At 68.9% G+C, this 21,781-nt stretch carries 18 protein-coding genes and 5 pseudogenes; 13 read left to right on the top strand and 10 right to left on the bottom strand.

What is annotated here, in order from left to right; translation table 11 throughout:
- Nucleotides 1-315, top strand: a pseudogene (locus tag ACZ4XJ_RS24320) (hypothetical protein); the annotation flags it as partial.
- Between the two features lie 200 nt (nt 316-515).
- Here ACZ4XJ_RS24320 and ACZ4XJ_RS24325 read toward each other — a convergent pair.
- Entirely contained in the window at nt 516-1,979 is a 1,464-nt protein-coding gene (locus ACZ4XJ_RS24325; protein ID WP_468497533.1) for a SulP family inorganic anion transporter, read from the bottom strand.
- A gap of 8 nt (nt 1,980-1,987) precedes the next feature.
- Nucleotides 1,988-2,569 carry a carbonic anhydrase gene (locus ACZ4XJ_RS24330; RefSeq protein ID WP_468497332.1) on the bottom strand — a complete coding sequence of 194 codons (582 nt, stop codon included), beginning with the start codon at nt 2,567-2,569 and terminating at the stop codon, nt 1,988-1,990.
- A 1,216-nt stretch (nt 2,570-3,785) separates the two neighbouring features.
- On the opposite strand from ACZ4XJ_RS24330, the gene ACZ4XJ_RS24335 reads away from it, so the two are divergent.
- From ACZ4XJ_RS24335 to ACZ4XJ_RS24345, 3 genes are all read left to right on the top strand, one after another.
- Nucleotides 3,786-4,121: a hypothetical protein gene (locus ACZ4XJ_RS24335; RefSeq protein WP_468497333.1), complete on the top strand. Its 336-nt coding sequence runs from the start codon at nt 3,786-3,788 to the stop codon at nt 4,119-4,121.
- Between the two features lie 722 nt (nt 4,122-4,843).
- Nucleotides 4,844-4,975 (top strand): hypothetical protein, encoded by a 132-nt coding sequence (locus ACZ4XJ_RS24340; protein WP_468497334.1) that lies wholly within the window; start codon nt 4,844-4,846, stop codon nt 4,973-4,975.
- A gap of 156 nt (nt 4,976-5,131) precedes the next feature.
- Nucleotides 5,132-5,437, top strand: coding sequence for a hypothetical protein (locus tag ACZ4XJ_RS24345; RefSeq protein ID WP_468497335.1), 306 nt, complete (start codon nt 5,132-5,134; stop codon nt 5,435-5,437).
- Nucleotides 5,438-5,999: 562 nt separating this feature from the next.
- Here the strand turns inward: ACZ4XJ_RS24345 and ACZ4XJ_RS24350 are convergent.
- A complete protein-coding gene (locus tag ACZ4XJ_RS24350) occupies nt 6,000-6,131 on the bottom strand; it encodes a hypothetical protein (protein WP_468497336.1) in 132 nt (43 codons plus the stop codon).
- 110 nt (nt 6,132-6,241) lie between these two features.
- Here ACZ4XJ_RS24350 and ACZ4XJ_RS24355 point away from each other — a divergent pair, with 110 nt between their 5' ends.
- Nucleotides 6,242-6,829 (top strand): hypothetical protein, encoded by a 588-nt coding sequence (locus ACZ4XJ_RS24355; RefSeq protein WP_468497337.1) that lies wholly within the window; start codon nt 6,242-6,244, stop codon nt 6,827-6,829.
- Between the two features lie 562 nt (nt 6,830-7,391).
- Nucleotides 7,392-8,020 (top strand): annotated as a pseudogene (locus ACZ4XJ_RS24360) (winged helix-turn-helix domain-containing protein); the annotation flags it as partial.
- A gap of 384 nt (nt 8,021-8,404) precedes the next feature.
- On the opposite strand, the gene ACZ4XJ_RS24365 reads toward ACZ4XJ_RS24360, so the two are convergent.
- Complete coding sequence (locus ACZ4XJ_RS24365) at nt 8,405-8,788, bottom strand: ankyrin repeat domain-containing protein (RefSeq protein ID WP_468497338.1); 384 nt, start codon at nt 8,786-8,788, stop codon at nt 8,405-8,407.
- A 579-nt stretch (nt 8,789-9,367) separates the two neighbouring features.
- Here ACZ4XJ_RS24365 and ACZ4XJ_RS24370 point away from each other — a divergent pair.
- Nucleotides 9,368-10,534 (top strand): amidinotransferase, encoded by a 1,167-nt coding sequence (locus ACZ4XJ_RS24370; RefSeq protein WP_468497339.1) that lies wholly within the window; start codon nt 9,368-9,370, stop codon nt 10,532-10,534.
- Nucleotides 10,535-10,893: 359 nt separating this feature from the next.
- On the opposite strand, the gene ACZ4XJ_RS24375 is transcribed toward ACZ4XJ_RS24370, so the two are convergent.
- The gene (locus ACZ4XJ_RS24375) at nt 10,894-11,472 is read right to left on the bottom strand and encodes a GNAT family N-acetyltransferase (protein WP_468497340.1); all 579 of its coding nucleotides are present in this window, start codon (nt 11,470-11,472) and stop codon (nt 10,894-10,896) included.
- Nucleotides 11,473-13,840: 2,368 nt separating this feature from the next.
- Nucleotides 13,841-14,236 (bottom strand): hypothetical protein, encoded by a 396-nt coding sequence (locus ACZ4XJ_RS24380; protein WP_468497341.1) that lies wholly within the window; start codon nt 14,234-14,236, stop codon nt 13,841-13,843.
- A 227-nt stretch (nt 14,237-14,463) separates the two neighbouring features.
- Here ACZ4XJ_RS24380 and ACZ4XJ_RS24385 point away from each other — a divergent pair, with 227 nt between their 5' ends.
- The 3 genes and pseudogenes from ACZ4XJ_RS24385 to ACZ4XJ_RS24395 all read left to right on the top strand — a co-directional run bounded on the left by ACZ4XJ_RS24385 (nt 14,464) and on the right by ACZ4XJ_RS24395 (nt 16,438).
- Nucleotides 14,464-15,111, top strand: coding sequence for a uridine kinase family protein (locus ACZ4XJ_RS24385; protein WP_468497342.1), 648 nt, complete (start codon nt 14,464-14,466; stop codon nt 15,109-15,111).
- Between the two features lie 104 nt (nt 15,112-15,215).
- A pseudogene (locus tag ACZ4XJ_RS24390) lies at nt 15,216-15,677 on the top strand (Nramp family divalent metal transporter); the annotation flags it as partial.
- Nucleotides 15,678-15,793: 116 nt separating this feature from the next.
- Nucleotides 15,794-16,438, top strand: coding sequence for an Nramp family divalent metal transporter (locus tag ACZ4XJ_RS24395; protein WP_468497534.1), 645 nt, complete (start codon nt 15,794-15,796; stop codon nt 16,436-16,438).
- A 111-nt stretch (nt 16,439-16,549) separates the two neighbouring features.
- On the opposite strand, the gene ACZ4XJ_RS24400 is transcribed toward ACZ4XJ_RS24395, so the two are convergent.
- Together ACZ4XJ_RS24400 and ACZ4XJ_RS24405 are read right to left on the bottom strand one after the other, a co-directional pair.
- Nucleotides 16,550-17,086 (bottom strand): GNAT family N-acetyltransferase, encoded by a 537-nt coding sequence (locus ACZ4XJ_RS24400; RefSeq protein WP_468497535.1) that lies wholly within the window; start codon nt 17,084-17,086, stop codon nt 16,550-16,552.
- Between the two features lie 309 nt (nt 17,087-17,395).
- Nucleotides 17,396-17,629: pseudogene (locus tag ACZ4XJ_RS24405) on the bottom strand (DUF6221 family protein); the annotation flags it as partial.
- Between the two features lie 102 nt (nt 17,630-17,731).
- Between ACZ4XJ_RS24405 and ACZ4XJ_RS24410 the strand changes: the two are divergent.
- Nucleotides 17,732-18,482: pseudogene (locus ACZ4XJ_RS24410) on the top strand (transposase).
- A 142-nt stretch (nt 18,483-18,624) separates the two neighbouring features.
- On the opposite strand, the gene ACZ4XJ_RS24415 reads toward ACZ4XJ_RS24410, so the two are convergent.
- Together ACZ4XJ_RS24415 and ACZ4XJ_RS24420 are read right to left on the bottom strand one after the other, a co-directional pair.
- Entirely contained in the window at nt 18,625-19,101 is a 477-nt protein-coding gene (locus ACZ4XJ_RS24415; RefSeq protein WP_468497343.1) for a hypothetical protein, read from the bottom strand.
- A 44-nt stretch (nt 19,102-19,145) separates the two neighbouring features.
- Complete coding sequence (locus ACZ4XJ_RS24420) at nt 19,146-19,787, bottom strand: hypothetical protein (RefSeq protein ID WP_362877616.1); 642 nt, start codon at nt 19,785-19,787, stop codon at nt 19,146-19,148.
- 181 nt (nt 19,788-19,968) lie between these two features.
- Between ACZ4XJ_RS24420 and ACZ4XJ_RS24425 the strand changes: the two genes are divergently transcribed.
- Both ACZ4XJ_RS24425 and ACZ4XJ_RS24430 read left to right on the top strand, forming a co-directional pair.
- The gene (locus ACZ4XJ_RS24425; RefSeq protein ID WP_468497344.1) at nt 19,969-21,081 is read left to right on the top strand and encodes a sensor histidine kinase; all 1,113 of its coding nucleotides are present in this window, start codon (nt 19,969-19,971) and stop codon (nt 21,079-21,081) included.
- Nucleotides 21,078-21,752, top strand: coding sequence for a response regulator (locus ACZ4XJ_RS24430; RefSeq protein WP_468497345.1), 675 nt, complete (start codon nt 21,078-21,080; stop codon nt 21,750-21,752). The genes ACZ4XJ_RS24425 and ACZ4XJ_RS24430 overlap by 4 nt, the downstream gene beginning before the upstream one ends.
- Nucleotides 21,753-21,781: the final 29 nt, after the last annotated feature.

The following is a 21,781-nucleotide window of genomic DNA, read 5'->3' on the forward strand; positions in this document are numbered from 1 at the left end:
AAAGGGCCCCACGCGCCCACAGGACAGCCGCGAAGACGGCTTGCGGTCACATCCAGGCGCAGCGCGGCCGCGTTCCAGACGGGCGTGCAGGACTTCGCGCAGTACATCGAGCGCGAGGGTGGAGGCCTCCCCGGTCGGTGCCACGTCGAGCAGTTCCCCGACGGCAGTGGCTGGGTGGTGGAGCGCGCGTTCGCTCATCTGCACTGGTTTCGCCGTCTACGGATCCGCTGGGAGATACGCGACGACATCCACGAAGCCTTCCTCACCCTCGGGTGCGCACTCATCCGCTGGCGACGCTTGAACTCATCCCGATAGGAATTCTCCGACGCTTCTTGCCCTCCGCTCCTCGGCAGCCTCCCCGGCGTCGGTCCCTTCTCACCAGTCCGGCTGGCAGCGAGTCGACGTCGGGGTAGCCGGGTGAGCCGTTGCCTTTGCCAGCGGGGTTCATCAGGTCGCCTTGGCCTACCCGGCCTGCCGTCGGCCTTCGCTGAGGACTGATTGACACACGCCTTCCCCTACGGCGCAGTGACCTTCACCGGTTCCGTGTCGTCCTCGCTGTGCCGCTCGGCCCAGTTCTCCAACGCCGTGCGGCAGGCGTGGTCGACGTGGTGTAGCCCGGAGAGGTCCAGCTCCACGGGGCGGTTCTGGGGCAGTGCCTCCAGAGTGTCGAGAATTTTCGGCAGCCGCAGGAAGGTCGCGTTGCCCGACAGGTATGCCTGGACGGGACCGGCGCCCTTGTCGATGACCTCCAGCTTGACGTGCGAGGCTTGCCAGGCTGTCTTGGCGACCGACAGCGCCAGACCGATCAGGACGCCTTCGAACATGTTGACCGCGACGATCGCCACGGCCGTGACCACGAGAATCAGCGCTTCACCGCGGTACGCGGTCCACAGCAGCGCGACTTGCCGGAACGGGATCAGCTTCCAGCCGACGTGCAGGAGGATGCCGGCGAGCGCGGGCAGCGGGATGAGTTCCAGGACGGACGGCAGGAGTACCGCGAACAGCAGCAGCCACACGCCGTGCAACACGCGGGAAGCCTTGGTCCTGGCACCGGCCTGTACGTTTGCCGAGCTCCGCACGATCACAGCGGTCATCGGCAGCGCGCCGAGCAGCCCGCACACGGTATTGCCGGCGCCCTGCGCCATGAGTTCCTTGTCGTAATCGGTGCGCGGCCCGTCGTGCATCCGGTCGACGGCCGCCGCGCTGAACAGGCTTTCGGCGGAGGAGATCAGTGCGAACGCGAGGATGGTGCCGAGGATGGCCGGCTGGCCCAGCCGGCCGAAGGCGTCGGCGCCCGGCGGCTGGATCGCGCCGAGCAGCCCCTGTACCTCCACCGTGGCGACGGGCAGCCCGAACGCCTGCGAGGCCAGCGTGGCCAGCAGCACCGCCACGAGCGCACCCGGCAGTGCCCGTACTCGTTTCGGCATCCGCTTCCACAGCACCATCACCGCGATGGTGACTGCGCCCACCCCGAGCGAGGTCAGGGCCTCGGTGCTACCGACGGCGCGGAGAAACGCATCAGGCAAGCCCGCGATTTTGTCGATGCCGGACGCCGGTGCCTTGAGGCCCGCCGCCGCGTACAACTGGCCCGCGATGATCACGAGGCCGATGCCGGCCAGCATGCCCTCGACCACCGAGACCGAGATGGCCCGGAACCAGCGGCCCAACTTGAGCGCGCCCATGAGGAGTTGGAGCAGCCCGGCTGCCAGCACGATCACACCGAGCGCGGTCAGTCCGAACTGGCGGACGGCCTCGAAGACGAGCACGGTCAGACCTGCGGCCGGCCCGGACACCTGCAGGCTGCTGCCCGGCATCAGTCCCACGACGATGCCGCCCACGATGCCGGTGACCAGGCCGAGTTCCGCCGGGACACCGGAGGCTACGGCCACGCCGACGCACAGGGGCAGTGCCACGAGGAAGACGACAAAGGAGGCGGCGAAGTCATGCCTGAGATGGGGGAACTTGATCGCAGCATTCATGGCGCCGCTCACAGGGCCTGGAAGGTGTCGGTGTCCGTGTGGTGCGCAAGTACCGAGCCGGTGTGCACCTCGTAGTACCAGCCGCGCACCCGCAGACGCCCTTCGGCCAACCCCTTCTCCACGCAGGGGTACGAGCGCAGGCGCAGCAGTTGAGCGAGCACGTGGTGCTGCACGGAGACGGCGACCGCCGGGTCGTCCGGGTCGTGCGACTCCGGACGCGTCGCGGCATAAGCGAGCCAGTCCCGAACGGCGGGGACGGGGTCAAGGTCATCGCCGCGCACCAGCGCGCCGACAGCACCACAGTGGGAGTGGCCACAGACGACGATGTCCTGGACCCCGAGCACTTCCACGGCGTACTCGATGGTGGCGGCCTCGGAGGTGGGCCGCTCGGGAGCGTAGGGCGGGACGATGTTGCCCGCGGTGCGCAGCTCGAAAAGCTGACCGGGGGCAGCGCCGGTGATCAGGGCCGGTACGACCCGGGAGTCGGAGCAGGTGATGAACAGGACCTGGGGGGACTGGCCTTCGGCGAGTTTGGTGAACTCCTCAGGGCGCTGTCCGAACGTACGGGCGTTGTCGATGAGGGGCTGCATGCGTGGTTATCCTCCTGGCGCGCCATGAGAGCGCGTCGGACGGGCAGGACGGAGAAAGGCGCTGCTTCAAAACCGGGAGCGTCGCCGGGCCCTGGCGTAGGGGCGCGGGGGGCTACCGGCCCGCCAAGACAGCGTTCGCCGCGGGTAACGGCGCTCGGCGTCTACCTGGATAACTCAATTCCGGACCGAGCTTCGGCGACGAAAGAAGAGATCTCGTGCGCATGTGCGAATGCTGCCGCCTGCGGCGGGAACAGACCGCAAGCAGGACGGCAAGGAGGATCGCAAGCGCAGCCACGGCTGCCACACCAGGCAACATCCAGCCCTCCCGCAAATTCGACACCCCTGGCGTACGCCAAGAACCAGTCAACGGTTGGTCAAGAAACACGTTAACCCAACGAAGTTGTTTGCATGGTTAACGCGGCGTGTCCCACTGAAGAGAGACCGAAAGTGCTGGCCTTGTTGGCGCGATCCCGTCCCGAATCTTGAGCGGTTCATCGTCGGCGAGAGCAACCTCGTTTCTCACTGGGGCAGGACCATGCGGGACCCGGCACCGTGACCAGCCGGCACTCACGCCTCCAACTGGGGATTCGAAGTTCCGCACCCACCGGATTGGTGCGAATTCACCGAAAGCCGACACGGAGCGGTTGCCAGGGACACCTCCCCGCCTTCGACCGAACCGAGGAAGCTCGGGGTGCTCACACCGTCGCGCTGCTCCGCATGCCAGGTGCTGGGCGCCCGTGGTGAAACGACTTCCGGCCGGGTCACAGCTTCTGGTCTTCGCGGCCTTCCTGACTGCCGGCGGGAATCTCCTCCACATGCTGCCCGGCGGCCGGTGACGATGGCGGCAGCGTCGGCGAGCCTGTCGGCGCTCCCCGCCGCGCCCAGCACGAGGAGGCGGACGGCACTGGAACTCGCCGCCTCGCTGCCGCAGGGCGTGCGTCACCGCTGCGGATTCCATCCGGGCTGGGCGGTGCGCGCGTACGAGGACCACCTCGTTTGGCTGGCAGGAAGTGAAGATGCGACGGAAGGACGAGACAGACAGGCAAGCAGCACAGGCACGGCTGGTAGTGCCCGTCATGGACGGGAACCAGGGCGAGGTGGTCAACCACAGCTCCGAACCACTGCTTGAACTGCGGATTATCAGGGCCGACGCCGACCAGCCCAACGGCGGTCCGGTCGCGGGCAGGCTCCCCTGGCCCTCATCCTCCTGGGACCTGTGGGCGTCTCGCTCTTCTTCGTACTCAGCGGCTTCGTGCTGAGCGTCTCGGCGCGGGAGACGGACACGGCCGGCGCGTTCTGGCGCCGGCGGCTGAGGGGGATCCACCCCAACCATCTGGTCATCTGGGCCGCCGGCATGCTGCTCCACCAAGGGGCGGGAATGCCACGCAACGACAACGGCTTCCCTCCCACCACACCCTCGCCTCTCGGTGACTTGACCAACGCTCTCCTGATCAACACGCTCATCCCGCTGCCGCAGTTCGCGACAAGCGGCAACGATGTGACCTGGCCCCTCACCTCGAGCTGCTGTTCTACCTGCTGTTCCCGCGCCTGATCCCGCTCATCTCCCGGCTTCACCGAAAGCAGCTCCTCGCCGCCGCCGCGGGCGCGGTTGCCGCGGCCTGGACAGTCCCGTTGGTCTCGCTGCGACCGGCAGGCCAGCGGCTGACCCACGCCTCCTGGGTGGAGAGCTCACCGACCTGCATATCGGATTCGCATACGCCTTCCCGCCACCACCCCGGCTCCCCGAGTCCATCCTGGGCATGGTGCTGGCCCGACTGCACGCCACCGGGTACACACCCCGGATCGGCGTCCTCCCTGCGTTGCGCTGCTCGGCGCATGCCTGCTGACCGGCATCGGGGTACTCCCCTGCCTTCCTGTACGCCGCGAGCACCGTCATCCCGGTAGCACTGCTCATCTCGAGCACGGCAGCACTGGACACACGGGGCACCAAGTCGCTACTGCGCACGCCGGCCCTTGTGCTCCTGGGCGAGATCTCCTACGCCTTCTACCTCGTCCACCGCCCGTACCGGCAGCCCTCACGCACTACACACCATGGGGAACGGCGGGCACCATCTGCGTCGGCTTGGTACTGGCACTGCTCGCTGCATGGCTGCTGTACGTACTCATCGAGAAACCCTGCTGCGCGCCGCCCCGGGCGCGGCCGTAGTCGACCTCCACCGTCCGCACCCGGCCGCAGCATGCCCAGTCGGGTCAGGTGCACAACGTCGCACCGACACCCAGGCGCACCGCCTTCTGCTCCGGCCCCAACAGCACGTGTCGGTCCAGGAGGACGGGCAGGTCGCGACGGCGGGCAAGTACGGCGAGCTGGTCCCCGTGGACCAGGCCGGCATCCCCCTCGTCGACCAGGCCCTGGCCCTGTACACCCAACGTGCCAACGGATCGTGAGTACCCCACACGTCCGATCCTCCGGTGCGGTCCTCCGCCGGGCCCTGTGCCCATCGCGGCCCCGGTACGGGGGCCGGCTCACTATCGTGGGGGCTGCCGACCCCTGGAGGGACCACCGTGACGACCGCTCCGGGACACCCCTACGGTGTTCCCCCGATGCCCGGGCGCAGCATTCCCGCCCTACGCGCCGCGATCGCCGCGCACGCTCCTGATCTCCTTGCCGATTTCGAGGCCGGGTGGCGAGCCAAGGTGGCCGACACCTACGACATCGGCGCGGCCCCGGCGTTCCTGGCCCGCTGGTGGGCCGAGTACGCTCTCGCCCGCGACCCCGAGCTCGACAGGCACGTCCGCGACCGTGAAGAGCGTGCCGCGCACTCCACGGACCCGGACAAGGCCAAAGCCCTCCTGGAGGAAGCGGCCACGACCCACCAGCGCGCCGCCCAACTCGGACCCGGCGAGTGAGCCAGGAGTTCACCGGACCGCCCTGGGCCGTCGACTGGACCAAGACCGCCTCCGAGTACCGCGAGACTGTCCGGGGCCGTTCCTGGCCCGGCCGGTCAGAATGCCGTTGGTGTCGGTCCAGTAGGACCGCTCGGCGGGCACGGCCCCGCTGTCCGCTCCGAAGACGGGGGTGCCGTCGAAGACCCAGCGGTGGGTGGAGGATCCGCGCGCGGGCCTCGGCGGCGGCCGGTCTGAAGGAGCCGGGGCTGCGCGCCCTCGCCGTCGCGCACGCAGGCTCGGAAAGGCCAGCTCGGTCGGCGGGAGTTCCCGTGCCCGCCAGCTGGGCGGTCGAGACCGTGGGCTGCTCAGGAGCACCGCTGTTGTCGGCGCGGAGTCGACATCGACGGGGCGTCGACAGGGCCGAGGAAGGAGTGGCCGGGTCAGGGTTGTTCCCGGTCCGTGGTGTTGGTGGAGCGCGGGCGGTGGAGTGCTAGGGCCTGTGTGATGTCGTGATCTGTTGCTGTGTTCCGCCCTCTTCGCGGGGTGGAACTCAATGGGACTGTGAGGGTGACGCGCAGGCAACTCACCCCTGCCCGGGCGCGGCCCGTGCGGTGTTCATCGGCGTGTGCAGCCGGGTGAGACGGCCGGCGGTCCAGCTGAGGTAGACGCCGACGGCGCCCAGCGCCTCGGCGATCCAGGCAAGGTTCTCGATCACGGGCCGCGACACTAGCCGCCCGGACGCCACCCCGCTCGCCCCTGCCCGCACGGCACCCCTTCGGGCGCCCCGTAGGCTGCGCCGACGATGTCCTGGGGGAAGGGAACCGCATGAGGATCCACCTACGTGCCCGCGAGCCGCTGGCCGGCCTGCTGCTGCTGCTCTGCGCCGCCTGCGTCGCGGTCATATCGACGCAGGCGATCGATGGCGGCCTTGCCCTGACGATGCGGGCGGGCCGGGACCACGCGTTCCTGCTCAGCTGGCTGGTCCTGGGCACGCTCACCGGCGCCGTCCTGCTCGGCCTGCGCCGAGGCCAACTCCGCGCGGGTCTGCTGCTCGTCCTCGGCCTCGCGTCGGCACTGTACCTGTGCGCCTCCCCGCTCGTCCTGCTGCTCGGCGGCGGCGCGGAGGAGGAGCGGCGGAGCCCCGCGCCCGGCCGGGACGACCGGGTCCTGGTCGTCGAGGACGGCTCGATCATGATCGAGCCGATCCGGTACGTATGGGTCCACGAGGGCGCATGGCCGCTGGAGCGGCGGTGGGCCGTCGCACGGTTCAACGGTGACACCGGTGAGCAGGAACTCCGCGACGTGCGCTGGAGCGGTCCCCACGTGATCCGGATGACGACCGCCGACGGCACGGTCCACCAAGTGGTCATCTCCCCCGACGGCCGCCCGGAACGCAGGATCAACCTCGGCTGACGGCCCACCCGAGGTCGAGGCAGACGCCCTCAAAGAGCGTTTCGTCCCAGCCAGGGTGGTTGGTAACTCGGTCGCAGACACTTGGTACGGGTAGTCCTGCGTGTGAAGGTCGTGCCGTGTGCGCACCCAGGAAGCGGTTTCGCGCGTGGTCGCCCGAGTGGCCAGGGAGGGGTGATGGAAACGTTCGCAGGGAGACCAGCGCGGCTAGTGGTCGGCAACGATGACGAGGTGCCGCTGATTCTGACACTGGAGCCCTGCGGTGACGTCCATCGGATCTTGCCGAAGGAGGAGTGTGTCGTTGTCACACATTCCTCTGCGGGAGATGGATCGTGGCCCGGGACGCAGCTTGGGGACGAGCCGTTCCAGGTTGACCACCGGCGTGACTCGGTCACCGTGTGGGCCAACAGCCACTGCTGTCAGACCCCGACCGCGGGAGGAAGGGCAGCGCGACGCTCCTCAGCGCGCACCCCGGAGAGAGCGGCCACTTTCGAGCCGACTACTGACCTGTAAGTCGTCTTGTCGTAGGGCTGGCGGTCGGTGATCATCGCGGTATGCCGGAGGTATGAGGTATCCGCAGGGTGGTCTGACCGCGGAGAGGCAAGCATTCCGCGAGCGGGTCCGGATGGAAGCGGTTGCGATGCTCGCCGCCGGACGGGGGCAGCACCGAGGTCGCGAAGGGGTTACGGGTCAGTGTGCGGTCGGTCAGAGGTGGCGGCGGGCTTGGAGGGAGGCCGGGCAGGACGCGGTTCGTTCCCGTGGCCCGGCCCCGCGTCCGAAGCTGAGCGATGGGCCGTTCGCGATACTCGAGGAGGAGCTGGCCAAAGGCGCGAGTGCGCACGGCTGGCCGGATCAACGGTGGACGCTGGCCAGGATCCAGACGCTGATCGGCCGACGGTTCCACAAGAGCATGACGTTGTCGGGCATCGCTGTCGGGCGTCTCCCAGATGCTCCGACGCCAGGCTGGAGCCCCCAGGTTCCGGCCCGTCGTGCCGTCGAACGGGACGATGCGGCCGTGGCCGGCTGGGTGAAGGAGGTATGGCCGCACCTGGAACCACCGCGGCGGCGCTCGGGGCCTGGATCGTTTTCGAAGACGAAGCAGGATTCTCGATGACACCGCCGACCACCCGCACCTGGAGTCGGCGCGGATCCACCCACGTCATCCGGGTCCGAGGCCGTTCCCAGCGCCGTTTCCAAAGCCCCGTCCCCGCTTGAACAACCCCAACGAAACGGTCTTCGGGCTCATTCGTGGGGCCTTGAATAAGTCGATCTGAGCGTCCGGGGTGGCGCGGTGGAAGCCATGGAATCCGGAGGGTGGGTTCTGGGCGCAGCCTGTTCATCCGGCGCACGGGATCGCGGGCGTCGGGCCGAGCGGACCGAGGCCGGCGACTGTCCGGTCGCGGCTGCGCGCCCCCTGCCCTGCTTGCTCCGGCAGACCCAACGACTACAACATTGGCATGGGGCCGGACGGATGGATCGAGTGCGATTGGACCGCATGGCCGGTAGGTCCGAGACACGCCCCGAGGCCGTCTGCCCGCAGCAACCGAGCCGTCGGCGAGACCCGGTGCTCCCCCAGCTTCAGTCCCTGCGGTTGCGCCTCCAACCCCGGAGCCTATTCTGCGGGCGGCCGCCGGCGGACTTGGCCTCGATCAGCCGGTTCAACAGGCGGTACGCAATGTCATGCCCGTAATGATCAGCAAGGTCGACCGCGCCCATCAGGTGCGGCCGGGGGTGCGCGAGAGGCTCGGCCCCGTAGGCCAGAAGAATCACCGTGGATCGACTATCGGCAGTGACGCCGGCCCGGAGTGCCGTGTCCCCTTCCACATCGATGGCGTGCATCAGGAGGGTCATCCCGCAACACACCTCGTTGGGGTCGGCGCCCTCGTCGAGTATCCGCGTCAGGCCGGCCTGATCACCCGACTCCACCGCCTGGTGCATGGGCGTGCAGGCACTGTCGGTCACTCGGACTCCTCACCGAACGACTGGGGTTTGCGCTCCCACTTTGCCGGCTCGCGCAGCTTCGCTTCGCCCACTCCCACCCCGTTTCACGGTACACAACGCCCGCTCCGTTGGGATTCTCCCGTCAAATCCCGTGATCGCCTGGCAGATTTTACATCGGGACGGTATGAGCGGAGCTGGCGCGCTCACGCACGTGCGGGCGTCTCGGCTGGGGCAGACGTCAGGCGGCGAGTATGTTCCACTTGCCGTCCACGCTCCAGAACCCCACCTGCGGGAGGCTGGCCGGCAGGCCGCGACCGCGTCATCGGCATCCGTCCGGCGGTCGACGGTGTGTCCCGGCCGGGTACAGCGGAGCCGACGAGTGGGGCCGGCGCCGCCCACGCGTGAGCCGCCGCTCGGGCGTCGTATGCGTACGACCTCGCACCGTCACCCCCGCCGCATCGAGTTCGCCGGCGCCCCGGGCGGGTAGGAGTCAATCGGGGCACCGCTCGGCCGGCCCGGGGCGCGCGCCCTTGAGTAGCGACTGTCGGACCGGGGTCACCGGTCGGTGTGAGTGACCGACACGATGCGAAGGAACGGGACATGCCGGTGACGCGCAGGCAGCCCGAAACCACCTACCCGCTCGCCCCGCTCACGGCGCGGGACGCCGTGGAACCGAGCACGGAGACCCTCGTCCCCCCGGTCGGCTCGCACAACGAGTGGGACCCCTTGGAGGAGGTCGTCGTCGGCCGGCTCGACGGCGCCGCCATCCCCTCCGACCATCCCGTGGTCAGGTGCAACATTCCGACCTGGGCAGCCAGGTTGCAGGGCGTCGCGGCCGGCCGCCGCTACCCGCGACGGCTGATCGAGCCGGCACGACAGGAACTCGACCGCTTCATCGCCCTACTGGAATCGCTCGACGTCACCGTGCGCCGCCCCGACAGCGTCGACCACACGCGGCGCTTCAGCACACCGGACTGGGCCTCGCGCGGCTTCTGCAACACCTGCCCGCGCGACAGCATGCTCGTCATCGGCGACGAGATCATCGAAACCCCCATGGCCTGGCCGTGCCGGTACTTCGAGACGCACTCCTACCGCACCCTCCTCAAGGACTACTTCAGGCGCGGGGCCCGCTGGACGGCCGCCCCCAAACCGCAGCTGACCGACGAACTCTTCGAGCCCGACTTCCGGCCCCCCGAACCCGGCGAGCCCATGCGGTACGTCCTCACCGAGTTCGAGCCGGTCTTCGACGCGGCGGACTTCGTTCGCGCCGGACGCGACCTGTTCGTCACGCGCAGCAACGTCACCAACCGGACCGGCATCGAGTGGCTGCGCCGTCACCTCGGACCCGGGTACCGCATCCACGAGATCGAGAGCCGCTGCCGCACCCCCATGCACATCGACACGACCTTCATGCCGCTCGCACCCGGGAAGGTGCTGGTCAACCCCGACTACGTGGACGTCGACCAGCTGCCCGGCATCCTGGACGGCTGGGACGTCCTGACCGCTCCCGAGCCCGACCCGATCGGGGAGACCGTGCTCAAGCTGACCTCCCTGTGCGGGAAGTGGCTGAGCATGAACGTCCTCATGATCGACGAGAAGCGCGTGATCGTGGAACGGCACCACACGGCCATGCTGCGCGCCATGGAGGGCTGGGGGTTCGAGCCCATCCCGTGCGACCTGCTGCACTACGCGCCGTTCGGCGGGTCCTTCCACTGCGCCACGCTCGACGTCCGCCGCCGCGGCGCACTCGCCTCGTACTTCGACTGAACGACCACGGGACCGCCCGCCACCCGCCTCCACGTCGGGAAGCGGCCCCAGTCCGTCCAGAAACGTGGGCCGCCGGTGGTCAGCGCACCACGACAGGTCCCTCCGGTAGGCCCGGGCCGCCGACAGGCGGCGGCCCGGGCGAGGACCCGGTACGAGGAGCCGGGGGAGGCGCGCGTGACGGCTTCGACGCCGTGATCACACCGGTCATTGTGTGATCATCCACTGCTTCAGGTGCTCCCTGCCCGAACGCGAGGCGGCAGCGTTCAACCTGCTCGGCCACCTGCTCCACGAAACAGCACATGATCTTGTGGGGGATGACGTGCTCGTCTTGGCTGTGGACGAGAACGGCTTGCTCCAGGCTACGAGTTCACAGACTGCTTCCAGCGCAGATCGAGCAGCATCACGTCATGGAGGTCCGCGCTTTCGCCCCATGGCCGCGCCTCGCCGACCTTGCGGTATCCCCACGCCCGGTAAGCAGCCGACGCGGCCTTGCCCGCCGGGTGGACGTTCAACAGCACCCGCTCGGCTCCGATGCCGTCGAGCAGCGTCTTGTGCAGACACCGCGCAACACCCTGTCCGCGCCACGGTCCGCGCACGGCGAGTTCCATGAGCCCGAAGGTGCGGTGCCCGTCCTCGCGCCGCATGTCGTCGGGCACGGGTTCGGTCAGTTCGTCCCACCACACGGTGTCGGGCCCGAGCGGGTAGCCGTATGCCATGCCGATCGGCTCGGCCTCCGAGGTACGGGCCAAGACAGCGCGAAAGGTGCGGTTGCGAGCCTGTACGGGGAAGCGGCGGAAGGCTGCGGCGACGTCGTCCGCGGTCTCGTTGTACGGAGGCTCCGCGAACGCTTCGCCGTAGATCAGCTTGAACGCGTCCTCGGCCTTCACTGCGGCCGATCCATCCATGCGCCCTATCGCGATGATCCCTTGCTGCGTCATGTGGTCCCCCTCGAACCCTCACGCAAATGCGTTCGCCGCGCACTCGTGGCCGCTGAAACTTCCGGATCTTACCCAGCAAGGGCAGTGCGACGGTGCTGGGCCAGTATGGGCAGACGGTTGGGGAAGGTACAGACGTCGATCACTCGGCTGATCGTGAGCAAGACGCAGCCGGCGCCGGGACGGCCTCACTCAGCTCCACACGCCCGGCGTCGTCCACCGAGGCGTAGTGGCACTGGATGGCGTAGTGGCGGCCTGCATGAACGCGCAGCTCGGGCATGTCCGCAGACTGCCCCAGCTGCCACGTCGGAGTCTCGCGAGTACCCGCTCAGCGCTCGATGCGCGCCCCAACCGGCATTTGCGGGACAACGCTTACGAGCTCGTGCATGGTTGGCGTTGCGACGCTGGATCTTGATCCCTGACCATGTTCATGTGGTGGGGACAGCGACTCGTGCAGCTGTCATCAGCGATCGGCGGATTACAGGTCTGTCGGCCGATGTGATCGCCGAACTCGTCGCCGAGGTAGGTCCGTTATGGCACGAACGGCACCAGGCGAGACTGGAGTCCAGGCCACGCAAGCGAGCCGTTGGCGCCGGCGCAAGTCGTCGTCTCCATGACGTGAACCCAGGGCAACGGCCCTGCCGGCCACCGAGAACGCCGCCCGCCACAACGAGAAGAACCCGCCCCACGCTCCTATCTCCCACACCGCCTGCCCAGGGGTGTCCGGGGTCGGCCGGGGTCAGGTGCTCGGCAACGCGGCGAGCCAGGTCGAGGCACAGGGTGACGGTGCGGCCGACCGTGCGCAGCTGGCCCGCCGCGTCGTGGCGGCCCAGGACCAGGAGCTGCGGGCGCGCGAGGGCGCCTGCCGTGCGGCCGGTGTCCCCCGCACCCCCCGCACGACCACCCTGCGGTGGGGCCCTGCCCCGGACACCCACCGCAGGGCCCCACACCCCCGGCGTCGCTCGATTCGTCAGGGCATTCTTGGCCGAGACGTTCCCACCGGTCTCGTCCCCCACCGGCCCACCCACAGCTCCGAGGCATCGTTCCACCATCCGCATGAGCCCCCGCGTCAGCGCGTTGATCCGTGGACTGGTCGGAGGCACAGGGTCGGCAGCGTGCGCGGCAGCGGACATGCCGAGGGCTGTACCGGCGAGGACGAGAGCGGCGAGTGCGCGCCGAGCGGTGTTGTTCATGTACTGGGCATCCTCGACTCACCACCGCGGCCTACCCTGAAAGGGGCGGCCGGCCGGTGAGCGGCCCCGGCCGTCACCCGGTGGGCACCTGCTCCTCCCCCACTGTGCAGGTGCCCACCACCGTCACGTCAGCGGGTCCCACACCTCAGGACCCCCGCCGCGCCACTCCGCAACCTCCGGGTCGGTCAGGTCGAGGGCGAAGCGGAAGCGGTCATCGTGAAGCTCGGCGTATGGATCACCAACACAAAAACCCGACACGCCAAACTCACCAAGGAGCCGCTCGGCGCCCTCGCGAAGCTGGGCGTGGACTGGGCGCGGTAACGGGGGCAGCGCGCGGGCCCGGATGGAGGTGCCAGGACTGGGCCACCAAGCCGTGAAGCGTACATATCGCGTACGTGAGGCGTTGCTACGGCGTACGGATGGCGGACGGCGGACGGCGTCCGAGTAGGGCGGCTCCGGGAGCGAGGGGCGCACCGAGGCGGCCGCACTGGTTGGCGGGAATACGCAAGAGACAACCGCGGTGGCCACCGGGGCCGCCGAACCACCAGGGGGCATGGCTCGGCTTACGGCCCACACTTGGAAGGCAGAAGCCCCTGCGTCACAATCGCCGACCGCGGTCCACTTCAGCCGCGATGGTCGCCATCTCGTAAAGGCACGCAAAATAGGCGCTACCTACACCGTCGTCACTAATGAGAGGGAGGATTCTACCGAGAGTCTCGATCTTTCCGGGAAAGATGCGGCGGCACCTGTCATCGAGTTGACCGCTCAGGACTGAGGACACACAACCCGCGAGAAAGTCGTCCATGAGCACCATGCATTCCCCCTCCGGCTCCCGGCTATAGAAACCCTGAGGGAAGGGGACAGTCCGGAATTCCTCCCACATGAGCGACAGTTGCCCCAATGACGCTTTCGCCACTTCGGCTCCCATTTTTCCCTATCTGTGGATCTCACAAGCGATTGCAAGACAGTAGATTATACGCGGGGGTGGATTAAGCCACCACCCACCCCCGCCTGTACCGTGTTCATGCGACTGTTGCTCAGCCAGTCGAACCACAAGTAGACAGCAAGTCGCGGCTAACCAGCTGGCCGCCCGCGCGCACTGGTCCCCGCAGCGCTGGGCGTACTCCTCGTTCGACAGGATCAGTGGACCTTGTGGCGAACGCCGAGACGAGCAGTTGTCAATTGCCTTTTGAGCTCGGCTCCTCCGCCTCGGCCTTGGTCTTGGCGAGGTAGAGCACCGCGTAGGGGGGATTGAACCACCTCGCATGCGGATGCCCGATGTGAACCTGCGTGGTGATCGTCGAGTGCTGTTCCGGGCCGCCGGCTAGAAACACCTCAAGTTCGAAGACGATGTCGTCGAGGTCTTCCTCCACGTCGGCAGTCAGTGCGGCGACAGCGAAGTGCAGCACGATCGCACCCGGCCGCGGCTCGACGGCGATACCGAGAAAACCCGGTCCAATGAGTCTCAACGAGGCCTGCCCTGCTTGAATCAGCAGATAATTCCGCCGCAGCAGGTCACGTTCTTCGTCCGCCGTGATCTGCGGGTTGTAGTACTGCTTGGCGGGATGATCCATTCCCGCAGCGTACCGACCCGGCCGAACAGGGTGGACACGAGGAGGAGCCCGGCCTTCGGGTTTACATCAAGGCCGCGCGCAGGATAACCCGCCCCTCCCCCGATATGCAGTTTGCTGCCAAGGACTCAGGCGGCCAGGTGTTATGACCCTCTTTCCCCCTTCCTGACGCTCGCCGAAGGCTAGGTTCGGCTGTGACCGACCAACCCCGCCCGGGAGAAAGAAGGACCATGATGGCCGACGAAATCTGCGACATCGACGAACTGGCGAAGGCCATCGGCGCCGGCATCGCCGAACCGCCCGGCCGCGCCGGGCTGGTGGGCATCGACGGACCGGGCGCCTCCGGGAAGAGCACGCTCGCGGCGCTCCTCGCCGACCGGCTCGACGGCGCGGCGGTCGTCCACATCGACGACTTCTATCGCCCCTCCGCCGAACGCCCGGCGGACACCGACCAGATCGCCGGCAATTTCGACCTCACCCGACTGCTCGACCAGGTCCTGCGGCCCGCCTCCGCCGGCACCATCGTCCGCTACCAGCGCTACGATTGGGACCACGACCGCCTCGCGGAGTGGACCGAACTGGCCCCTGGTACGCCGCTAATCGTCGAGGGTGTACACGCCCTGCACCCGAACCTGGCCGAGGCCTACACCTACCGGATCTTCTGCGACGCCCAGCGAGACCTGCGGCTGCACCGGGGCCTGGACCGAGATGGCGAGGAGGCCCGTCCGCTCTGGGAAGACGAGTGGATGCCGGCCGAGGACCGCTATCTGGCCACGCACATCCCGCAGTCGCGCGCGGACCTCGTACTGGAGAGCTCGGCCCCCGAGGCGACGGAAGGCCCCTCCTTCACCGTCGCCACGCACAACGTCGCTTCTTAGCATCCGAGCTGTCGTCGGCTGTGGCCCCGCCTCCGAACCGGGCCACAGCCGGCCCCAGAGCCTGCCCCACTACCCGGGCGTGCCCCAGCACTTCGGAGGCAATCATGAGCGCAGCCGCGCGCTCCCCCGCCTCACCCCGCGCCGCGCACCCGCACACCGCGCACGCCCGCCCTGCACGCCGTGCCGTGCTGCTCGGGCCAGCCTTCGTCGCCGCCATCGCCTACGTCGACCCGGGCAACTTCGCCACCAACTTCGCGGCCGGATCCTCCCTCGGCAACCAGCTGCTCCGGGTCGTCGCCGGCGCCTCCGCATTGGCGGTCCTCGTTCAGTTCCTCTCTGCGAAACTCGGCCTTGCGACCGGACGCGACCTCGCCTCCCTCTGCCGGGGCCGCTAGCCGCGGCCTGTCGTCGCCGGCCTCTGGGTGACCGCCGAACTGGTGCTCCTGGCAACGGATCTGGCCGAGGTCGTCGGGGGCGTCATCGCGCTCGGGCTGCTCTTCGGTACCCCGCCGTTGCCGGCCGCCCTGATCACCTGTGCGGTGTCCTTCGCCCTGCTGGCCCTGCACTCCCAAGGCATCCGGACCTTCACCCGTGCCATCACCGGACTGCTTGCGGTGATCACCCTCGGTTCCTGTTCAGCATCGTCCGGGCGGGTGTCGACCCCGGCGCCGTCGCGGGCGGGCTGGTCCCGGGCCACCCCGGGCCAGACGGCGTGCTGCTCGCCTCGGGCATCCTCGGCGCCACCGTCATGCCGCACGCGATCTTCCTGCACAGCGGCCTCGCCGCGGCCAACCGCTCGGGCGACCCGCGAGCCGCCCTCACCCGCACGCGCCGCGAGATCCTCGTCGCGCTCGGCCTCGCGGGACTGGTCAACGCCGCCATGGTGATGCTGGCCGCCCGGGTGTTCCACAACGATGCCCTCAGCGGCAGCCAGGGGGTGGCCACGATGGAGGAGATCCACGCGGGCCTCGCCCCGCGCCTCGGCGAAGCCGCCTCCCTCGCGTTCGCCCTCGCCCTGCTGGCCTCCGGCTTCGCCTCCCCGGCCGTCGGTACGCTGGCCGGCCAGATCGTGATGGAAGGCTTCCTCCGGCGCAGGATCCCCCTGCTGGTCCGCCGTACCGCGACCATGGCTCCGGCCTTGGCCGTCGTCGCCCTGGGCGTCAGCACCACGTCCGCCCTGGCCTGGTCACGGGTACACTCGGCCTGCCCTTCGTCCTGGTACCGCTCATCGCACTCACCCGCGACCGCTCCCTCATGGGCCCACTCGCCAACCGGCCCGCCACGACGACCTGCGCCGCGCTCGCCGCCGCTCTGGTCGTCCTCCTGAACCTGATGCTCCTGAGCCCCTGACCCAACTCCCACCCCCGGCACGGAGGAGAAGCCGGACCGACCCGACCCTGATGGGTGAACCGTGGTCGCCGTGCTGGGTGGCCCTGCGTCACATAGGGAGCGAGAACAGCCGTATTGGCCCTGAGGGCCGGCGGGCGTCGTCGCGCAGGGGCGTCACCATGGTCCGCAGCGGCATGGTCACCAGGCGGCCTTCGGGTTGTTCGACGAGTACGTCGTTGTCGAGCGGGTGCCATCCGAGGCGCTTGTAGAGCGACACGAGAGGCGGCCGGCAGAACAGGAGTGCGTGCTCAGGACCCATCGTGCGGGCGTGCTCCAGGGCAGCTTTGACGACGCGCCGAGCCAGGCCATGGCCTCGCACGCTGGGTGCGACGGCCACCCCGCCGACGCCCACCACCTCTGTCGCGGCGCCGCCGATCGCGACAGCCAGTCGCAGCAGGCCGGCGTGTGCCACGAGCCGGTCTTCAAGTCTGATGCCGAAATGTTCTTCTTTCGGCAGCCAGGTCAGACCGGTCGAGGCGACGCCGAAGGGATCATCGCTGTTGCCAAGGATCTCCTCCTGGTCCGCCTTGGTGTACTGGGGGAGCCGCATCACGGTCGGTGCCACAGAAGATCGGTTCTCAGACATTGCTACATGATGATCTCTCCGCCGAGCACTGGCCAAGCGATTCTCCGCCGACATTGCAGGGGCTCGCGTTAGCCAAGGGCTGTCCTGTAAAGGATCTCCAGTGGCGGGCTCAGCCCGGGGCGGCGCCTCCGTCATGCGTTCTGCTCGTGGTTGCGCCACTTCAGGCACTTCGGGGGAAATCAGAGTGGTCGTTGTAGGGCGACGCGAGGTCGAGCAGGTCGTCACAAGGCCCGGGGTCTCCGTCGAGAACTGGCAGTCATCGCGGTCGTCCCACGGAAGTTCCGGGTCGCCCACGGCCGGACTGAGGGCGTGACGAGCCAGGATGCGCCGCTCGGCCTCGACCTCACGTAGAACGCGGGCCGGGTCGTGCAGGGCCACATGCAAGGCAGTCGTGGGGTGGAAACCTGCGAGCTTCACCTGACAGAAATCGACCGTGTGCCCGTCGGCAGACCACCGACCGCATCCGTCACCGTCGCAGCGCCGGGCCAGGTCGGCCTCTTCGTCCAGCCGCGCCTTTAGGGACGTCACCAGGTCTTCGCTCATCGGGACATCCTCGCTGGCGCGCCTGGTTGCATCGCCTGATTTCCATCGTGCGAGCACGCTGTCTCTCGCCCGTCGGCGCTGAAATGATCTTGCTGTGCTGGTGTGATCACGGCGTCGGAGCCGTCTTGGGCAGCCCCGCTCGCGGGGCTGAGCCCGCGCTGCTTCGGGAAGCTGGTAGCGATGCTGCGGCGCGAGGGTGCGGACTCGGTCCGCAAGGGCCGGCGATGGAGCCTTCCGTTGGAGGACCGGGTACTGCTGGTCGCGGTCTACTGGCGCACGCACTTGACGATGCGCCAGCTCGGCCCGTGTTCGGGGTCTCGAAGTCCGCCGCCGACCGCATCATCGACCACATCGGGCCCATGCTCGCGCTCCAGCCCCGCAAGAGGTTCGCCAAGAACACCCTGCTCATCATCGACGGCACGCTGGTACCCACCCGCGACCACACCATCGCCGAGCAATCGAAGAACTACAGATACTCCACCAACCACCAGGTGGTCATCGACGCCGACACCCGACTCGTCGTGATGATCGGCCGCCCGCTCCTCGGAAACCGCAACGACTGCAAGACATGGGAGGAACCAAAGCTGCTGTCGGCGAAACCACCACGATTGCCGACGGCGGCTATCCCGGCACCGCACTCGTCATGCCCCACCGCCGGCGCGACGGCGAAGGTCTGCCCGAGTGGAAGGAAGCGCACAACCGGTCCCACAAACGGGTCCGCGCCCGAGTCGAGCACGTCTTCGCCCGCATGAAGACCTGGAAGATCCTCCGTGACTGCCGCCTTGAAGGCGACGGCGTCCACCACGCCGTGCTCGGCATCGCCCGGATGCACAACCTCGCTCCCGCCGTATAGGCAAGCGGGCCGCACGGCGGCCCACCATGCCCGAGGCCACTTCAAGATCTTTACGGGACAGCCCTTAGCCTGTCCGCGCGGGCTGATCGCTCCTCCGGAGCGCGGTCCGAGCACATGTTCCAGGACCTGCCGACGGCCGGACTCAGCGACCCCGACGCCGACGTCGGTAGTAGGCCACCGTGGCTACCGCGAGCAGCGGCCCCCAGGCCGGCAGTGGCAGATAGCAGGCGGTCATCAGCCAGTAACGGCCGCCGTCGGGGGATCCGATGGCGCCCATGTTGTCCGCATCGTTCCAGCCGAACGCACCGGTGAACGTGATGAGGGTGACGAGCGCCGCACCGAGCGAGGCAGGGATCACCGCGGCCGATACGGGAATTCTCCGGCCGCCCAGGACCGGTACCCAGCGCGGAAGTTCCTCGCCCCATCTGTGGACTAGGCCCAGGGTGAGCAGCCCGAGCGCCTCGGCGAACAGGCTGAGTCCGATCAGATGGGGGGACCCCTTGCCCGGGAAGTTCTCCGGGCGAAGGACCTCATCAGTGAATCCGGAGTCCCAGCCCAGAGCGACGGCGATACGCCACAGCCCGGACGGCACCAGGGTCAGCGCGGCGGCGTGCGCCACCAGGCGGACCGAACGGGGGACCTACGGGCGTCCCGGCCAGGGTCTCAGCCACGGCGGATCGCCGCCTCGGGCTGCGCGGGAGACTTGGTGATCTCGGCGTGGACCACCTTGAAGCCGCCCTTGATCACGGTCGTGAACGGTGCGGGGGCCATGCACGTACCGGCCTGCGGCCTTACAGGCCGGCCGTTCTCGTCGACGTGCTCGGGGTCGACGTTCACCACACCCCAGGAGAAGCCGAGCCGGTCCGGCTCGCCCTTCCCGCCCTGCTGGACGCTGATGCCCAGCCGGGCGCCGACCTCCTCTACGTTCGACTTCGTCACGACTGCGGTCAGGGTCGCCGTCCGGCCGCTGGTGACCAGGCAGTCCACCCGGGCCTCCGCCCACCCCGTGGCTCCGCCCCGGGGGGTGTGGGAGAACTTCAGCGTGCCCCGGGCATCTGTGGGCAGCCCCTCGGGGGCATTGGGGGGCACCGGCCGGGTGAACGGCGTCTGTTCGGCGTGGATGGTGAAGCGGATGTCGTCGTTGATCGACTCGATGTAGGAGATTCGCGCTTCCCCATGGACGCTCGCGGTCTTCGCCGGGTTCTTCTCGACGGACGCAGCCGGGGCTGCAGGAGCGGGACCGGCAGCGACCAGCCCGGCGAGGACGGCGATGGCTGCTGTAGCGCCGATCGCGGTGACGCGCATGATGAACTCCCGTGCGTTGGAGGGTGTTTGTGTTTCCGTGGTCGGTTGAACGGCTCAAGCTTCATCCCTGAAGTTCCTTGATCCCATCCGCCGATCGGCATAAAGATCGCGCCGCCGCCCGGCCCTCCTATGCCGTTCGGCAGAGAGCCCCGCCGCATCGCACACCCGTACGCTGATCATCATGTGGGAATCAACCGGCTCGGCCGTCAAGGTGCTGGGCGCGCTGCCGTCGCTCGCGGCCGCAGGCACGCTGGTGTGGGCCGTTGCCCGCCCCCGTGCCGCAGTTCGTCAGCGGCTCGGCCGCCTCGCCCGCCCGACCACGGTCTGCGCAGCCCTCTCCCTGATCACCAGCTTCGCCCTGCCGAAGGCCGGTTTCGGCTCCGGCTGGAAGCTGGCGGAGACCGCCGTCCTGCTCCTCCTCCTGGCCGTGGTCAGCCGCTGGTCACCCCTGCGCGAACTCAAGTCGGCCCTCCCGCTGACCGCCCTCGCGGTGACCCTCTGGCCGCTGCCGCTGGTCACCGGTGAGTCCTTCCTGGAATACATCGGAATCGCCACCTTTTGGCTGCTTCCCGTAGCCGCCGCGGTGGCGGCCGGCGCCTACCCCCGCCGCCAGGAACTGCGTCGCCGGAGCGCGGTGGCCGAAGCCCGCAGCGCCCAGCGTCTGCAGCTGTCCCGCGACTTGCACGACTTCGTCGCCCATGACATCAGCGGGATCGTCGTCCAGGCCCAGGCGGCCCGCTTCGTCGCCACCACCGACCCCTCCCAGGCGGTGCTCGCCCTGGAACGCATCGAGAAGGCGGGCCTGAGCGCACTGGCCGCGATGGACCGGACCGTACAGATGCTGCACGGTCCGGAGGCACCCGCCACCGAGCCGCTCCCCGATGTGTCCCAACTGCCCTGGCTGATAGAGAACTTCACCTCAGCGGGAGCCACCGAGGCGCATTTGGACCTGCCTCCCCTGGTTACGGAGGCGCTCTCCCGCGAGGCGGGCTCAGCCGCGTACCGCATCGTCGTCGAGGCGCTGACCAACATCCGCAGGCACGCCCCCGACGCCTCCCGCGCCACCGTCGCGTTCACCCCCACGGCCACCACTGTGGAGATCCGGGTCACCAACGACCGCGGTGCCCGCTCCGCCCCGGCCCGCCGCCGCGTCTCCCGGGGCGGCCTCGGCCTCCCCGCCCTCACCGAGCACGCCCAGGCCCTCGGTGGAACCCTCTCGGCGGGGCCGCACGGCGACGGCGGCTGCCAGCTCACCGCCGTCCTGCCTGCCACGCTCCCGAAAGAGACCCCGTGACGACGCCCCTCGGCCCGACCCGCATCCTGATCGCCGAAGACCAGGAGGACGTACGCAGCGGCTTCCGCCTGATTCTCGGTTCGCAGCCCGACATGACCGTGGTCGGCGAGGCGGCGGACGGCCTCACCGCCGTTGACCTCGCCCGCACCCTGCGCCCTGACCTGATCCTCGCCGACATCCGCATGCCGGGCCTGGACGGCCTCGAACTCACCCGGCGCCTCGCGGGCCCCGGCGTACCCGACCCGATGCGCGTCCTCGTCGTCACCACCTTCGACCACGACGACTACGTACGTACGGCACTGCACGACGGCGCCTGCGGGTTCCTGCTCAAGCGCTCGGGTCCCGGGCTGCTGATCGAGGGGGTCAGGGCGGCGATGGCCGGGGACATCCTCATCAGCCCCCAGATCACGGTCCGGCTGCTCCAGACCCTCGCCCCCGCCCCGGCAGCGCCCACGACCCTGTCACCTCTCACCGCCCGGGAAGGCGAGATCGCCCGGCTGGTCGCCGAGGGCCTCACCAACGCCGAGATCGGCGAGAAGCTCTTCATCTCGGCGGGCACCGCCAAGACCCACATCGCCAACGTCCAGGCGAAGCTGAAGGTCCGTAACCGGGTGGGCATCGCCGCCTGGGCCTGGGAGAACGGCCTGGCCGGCCCAGTCCCACGGGAGTAGCCCGCAGGCCCGGGGCGCCTGACCCCTCG

The sequence above is a fragment of the Streptomyces sp. NPDC029836 genome (assembly GCF_055574495.1).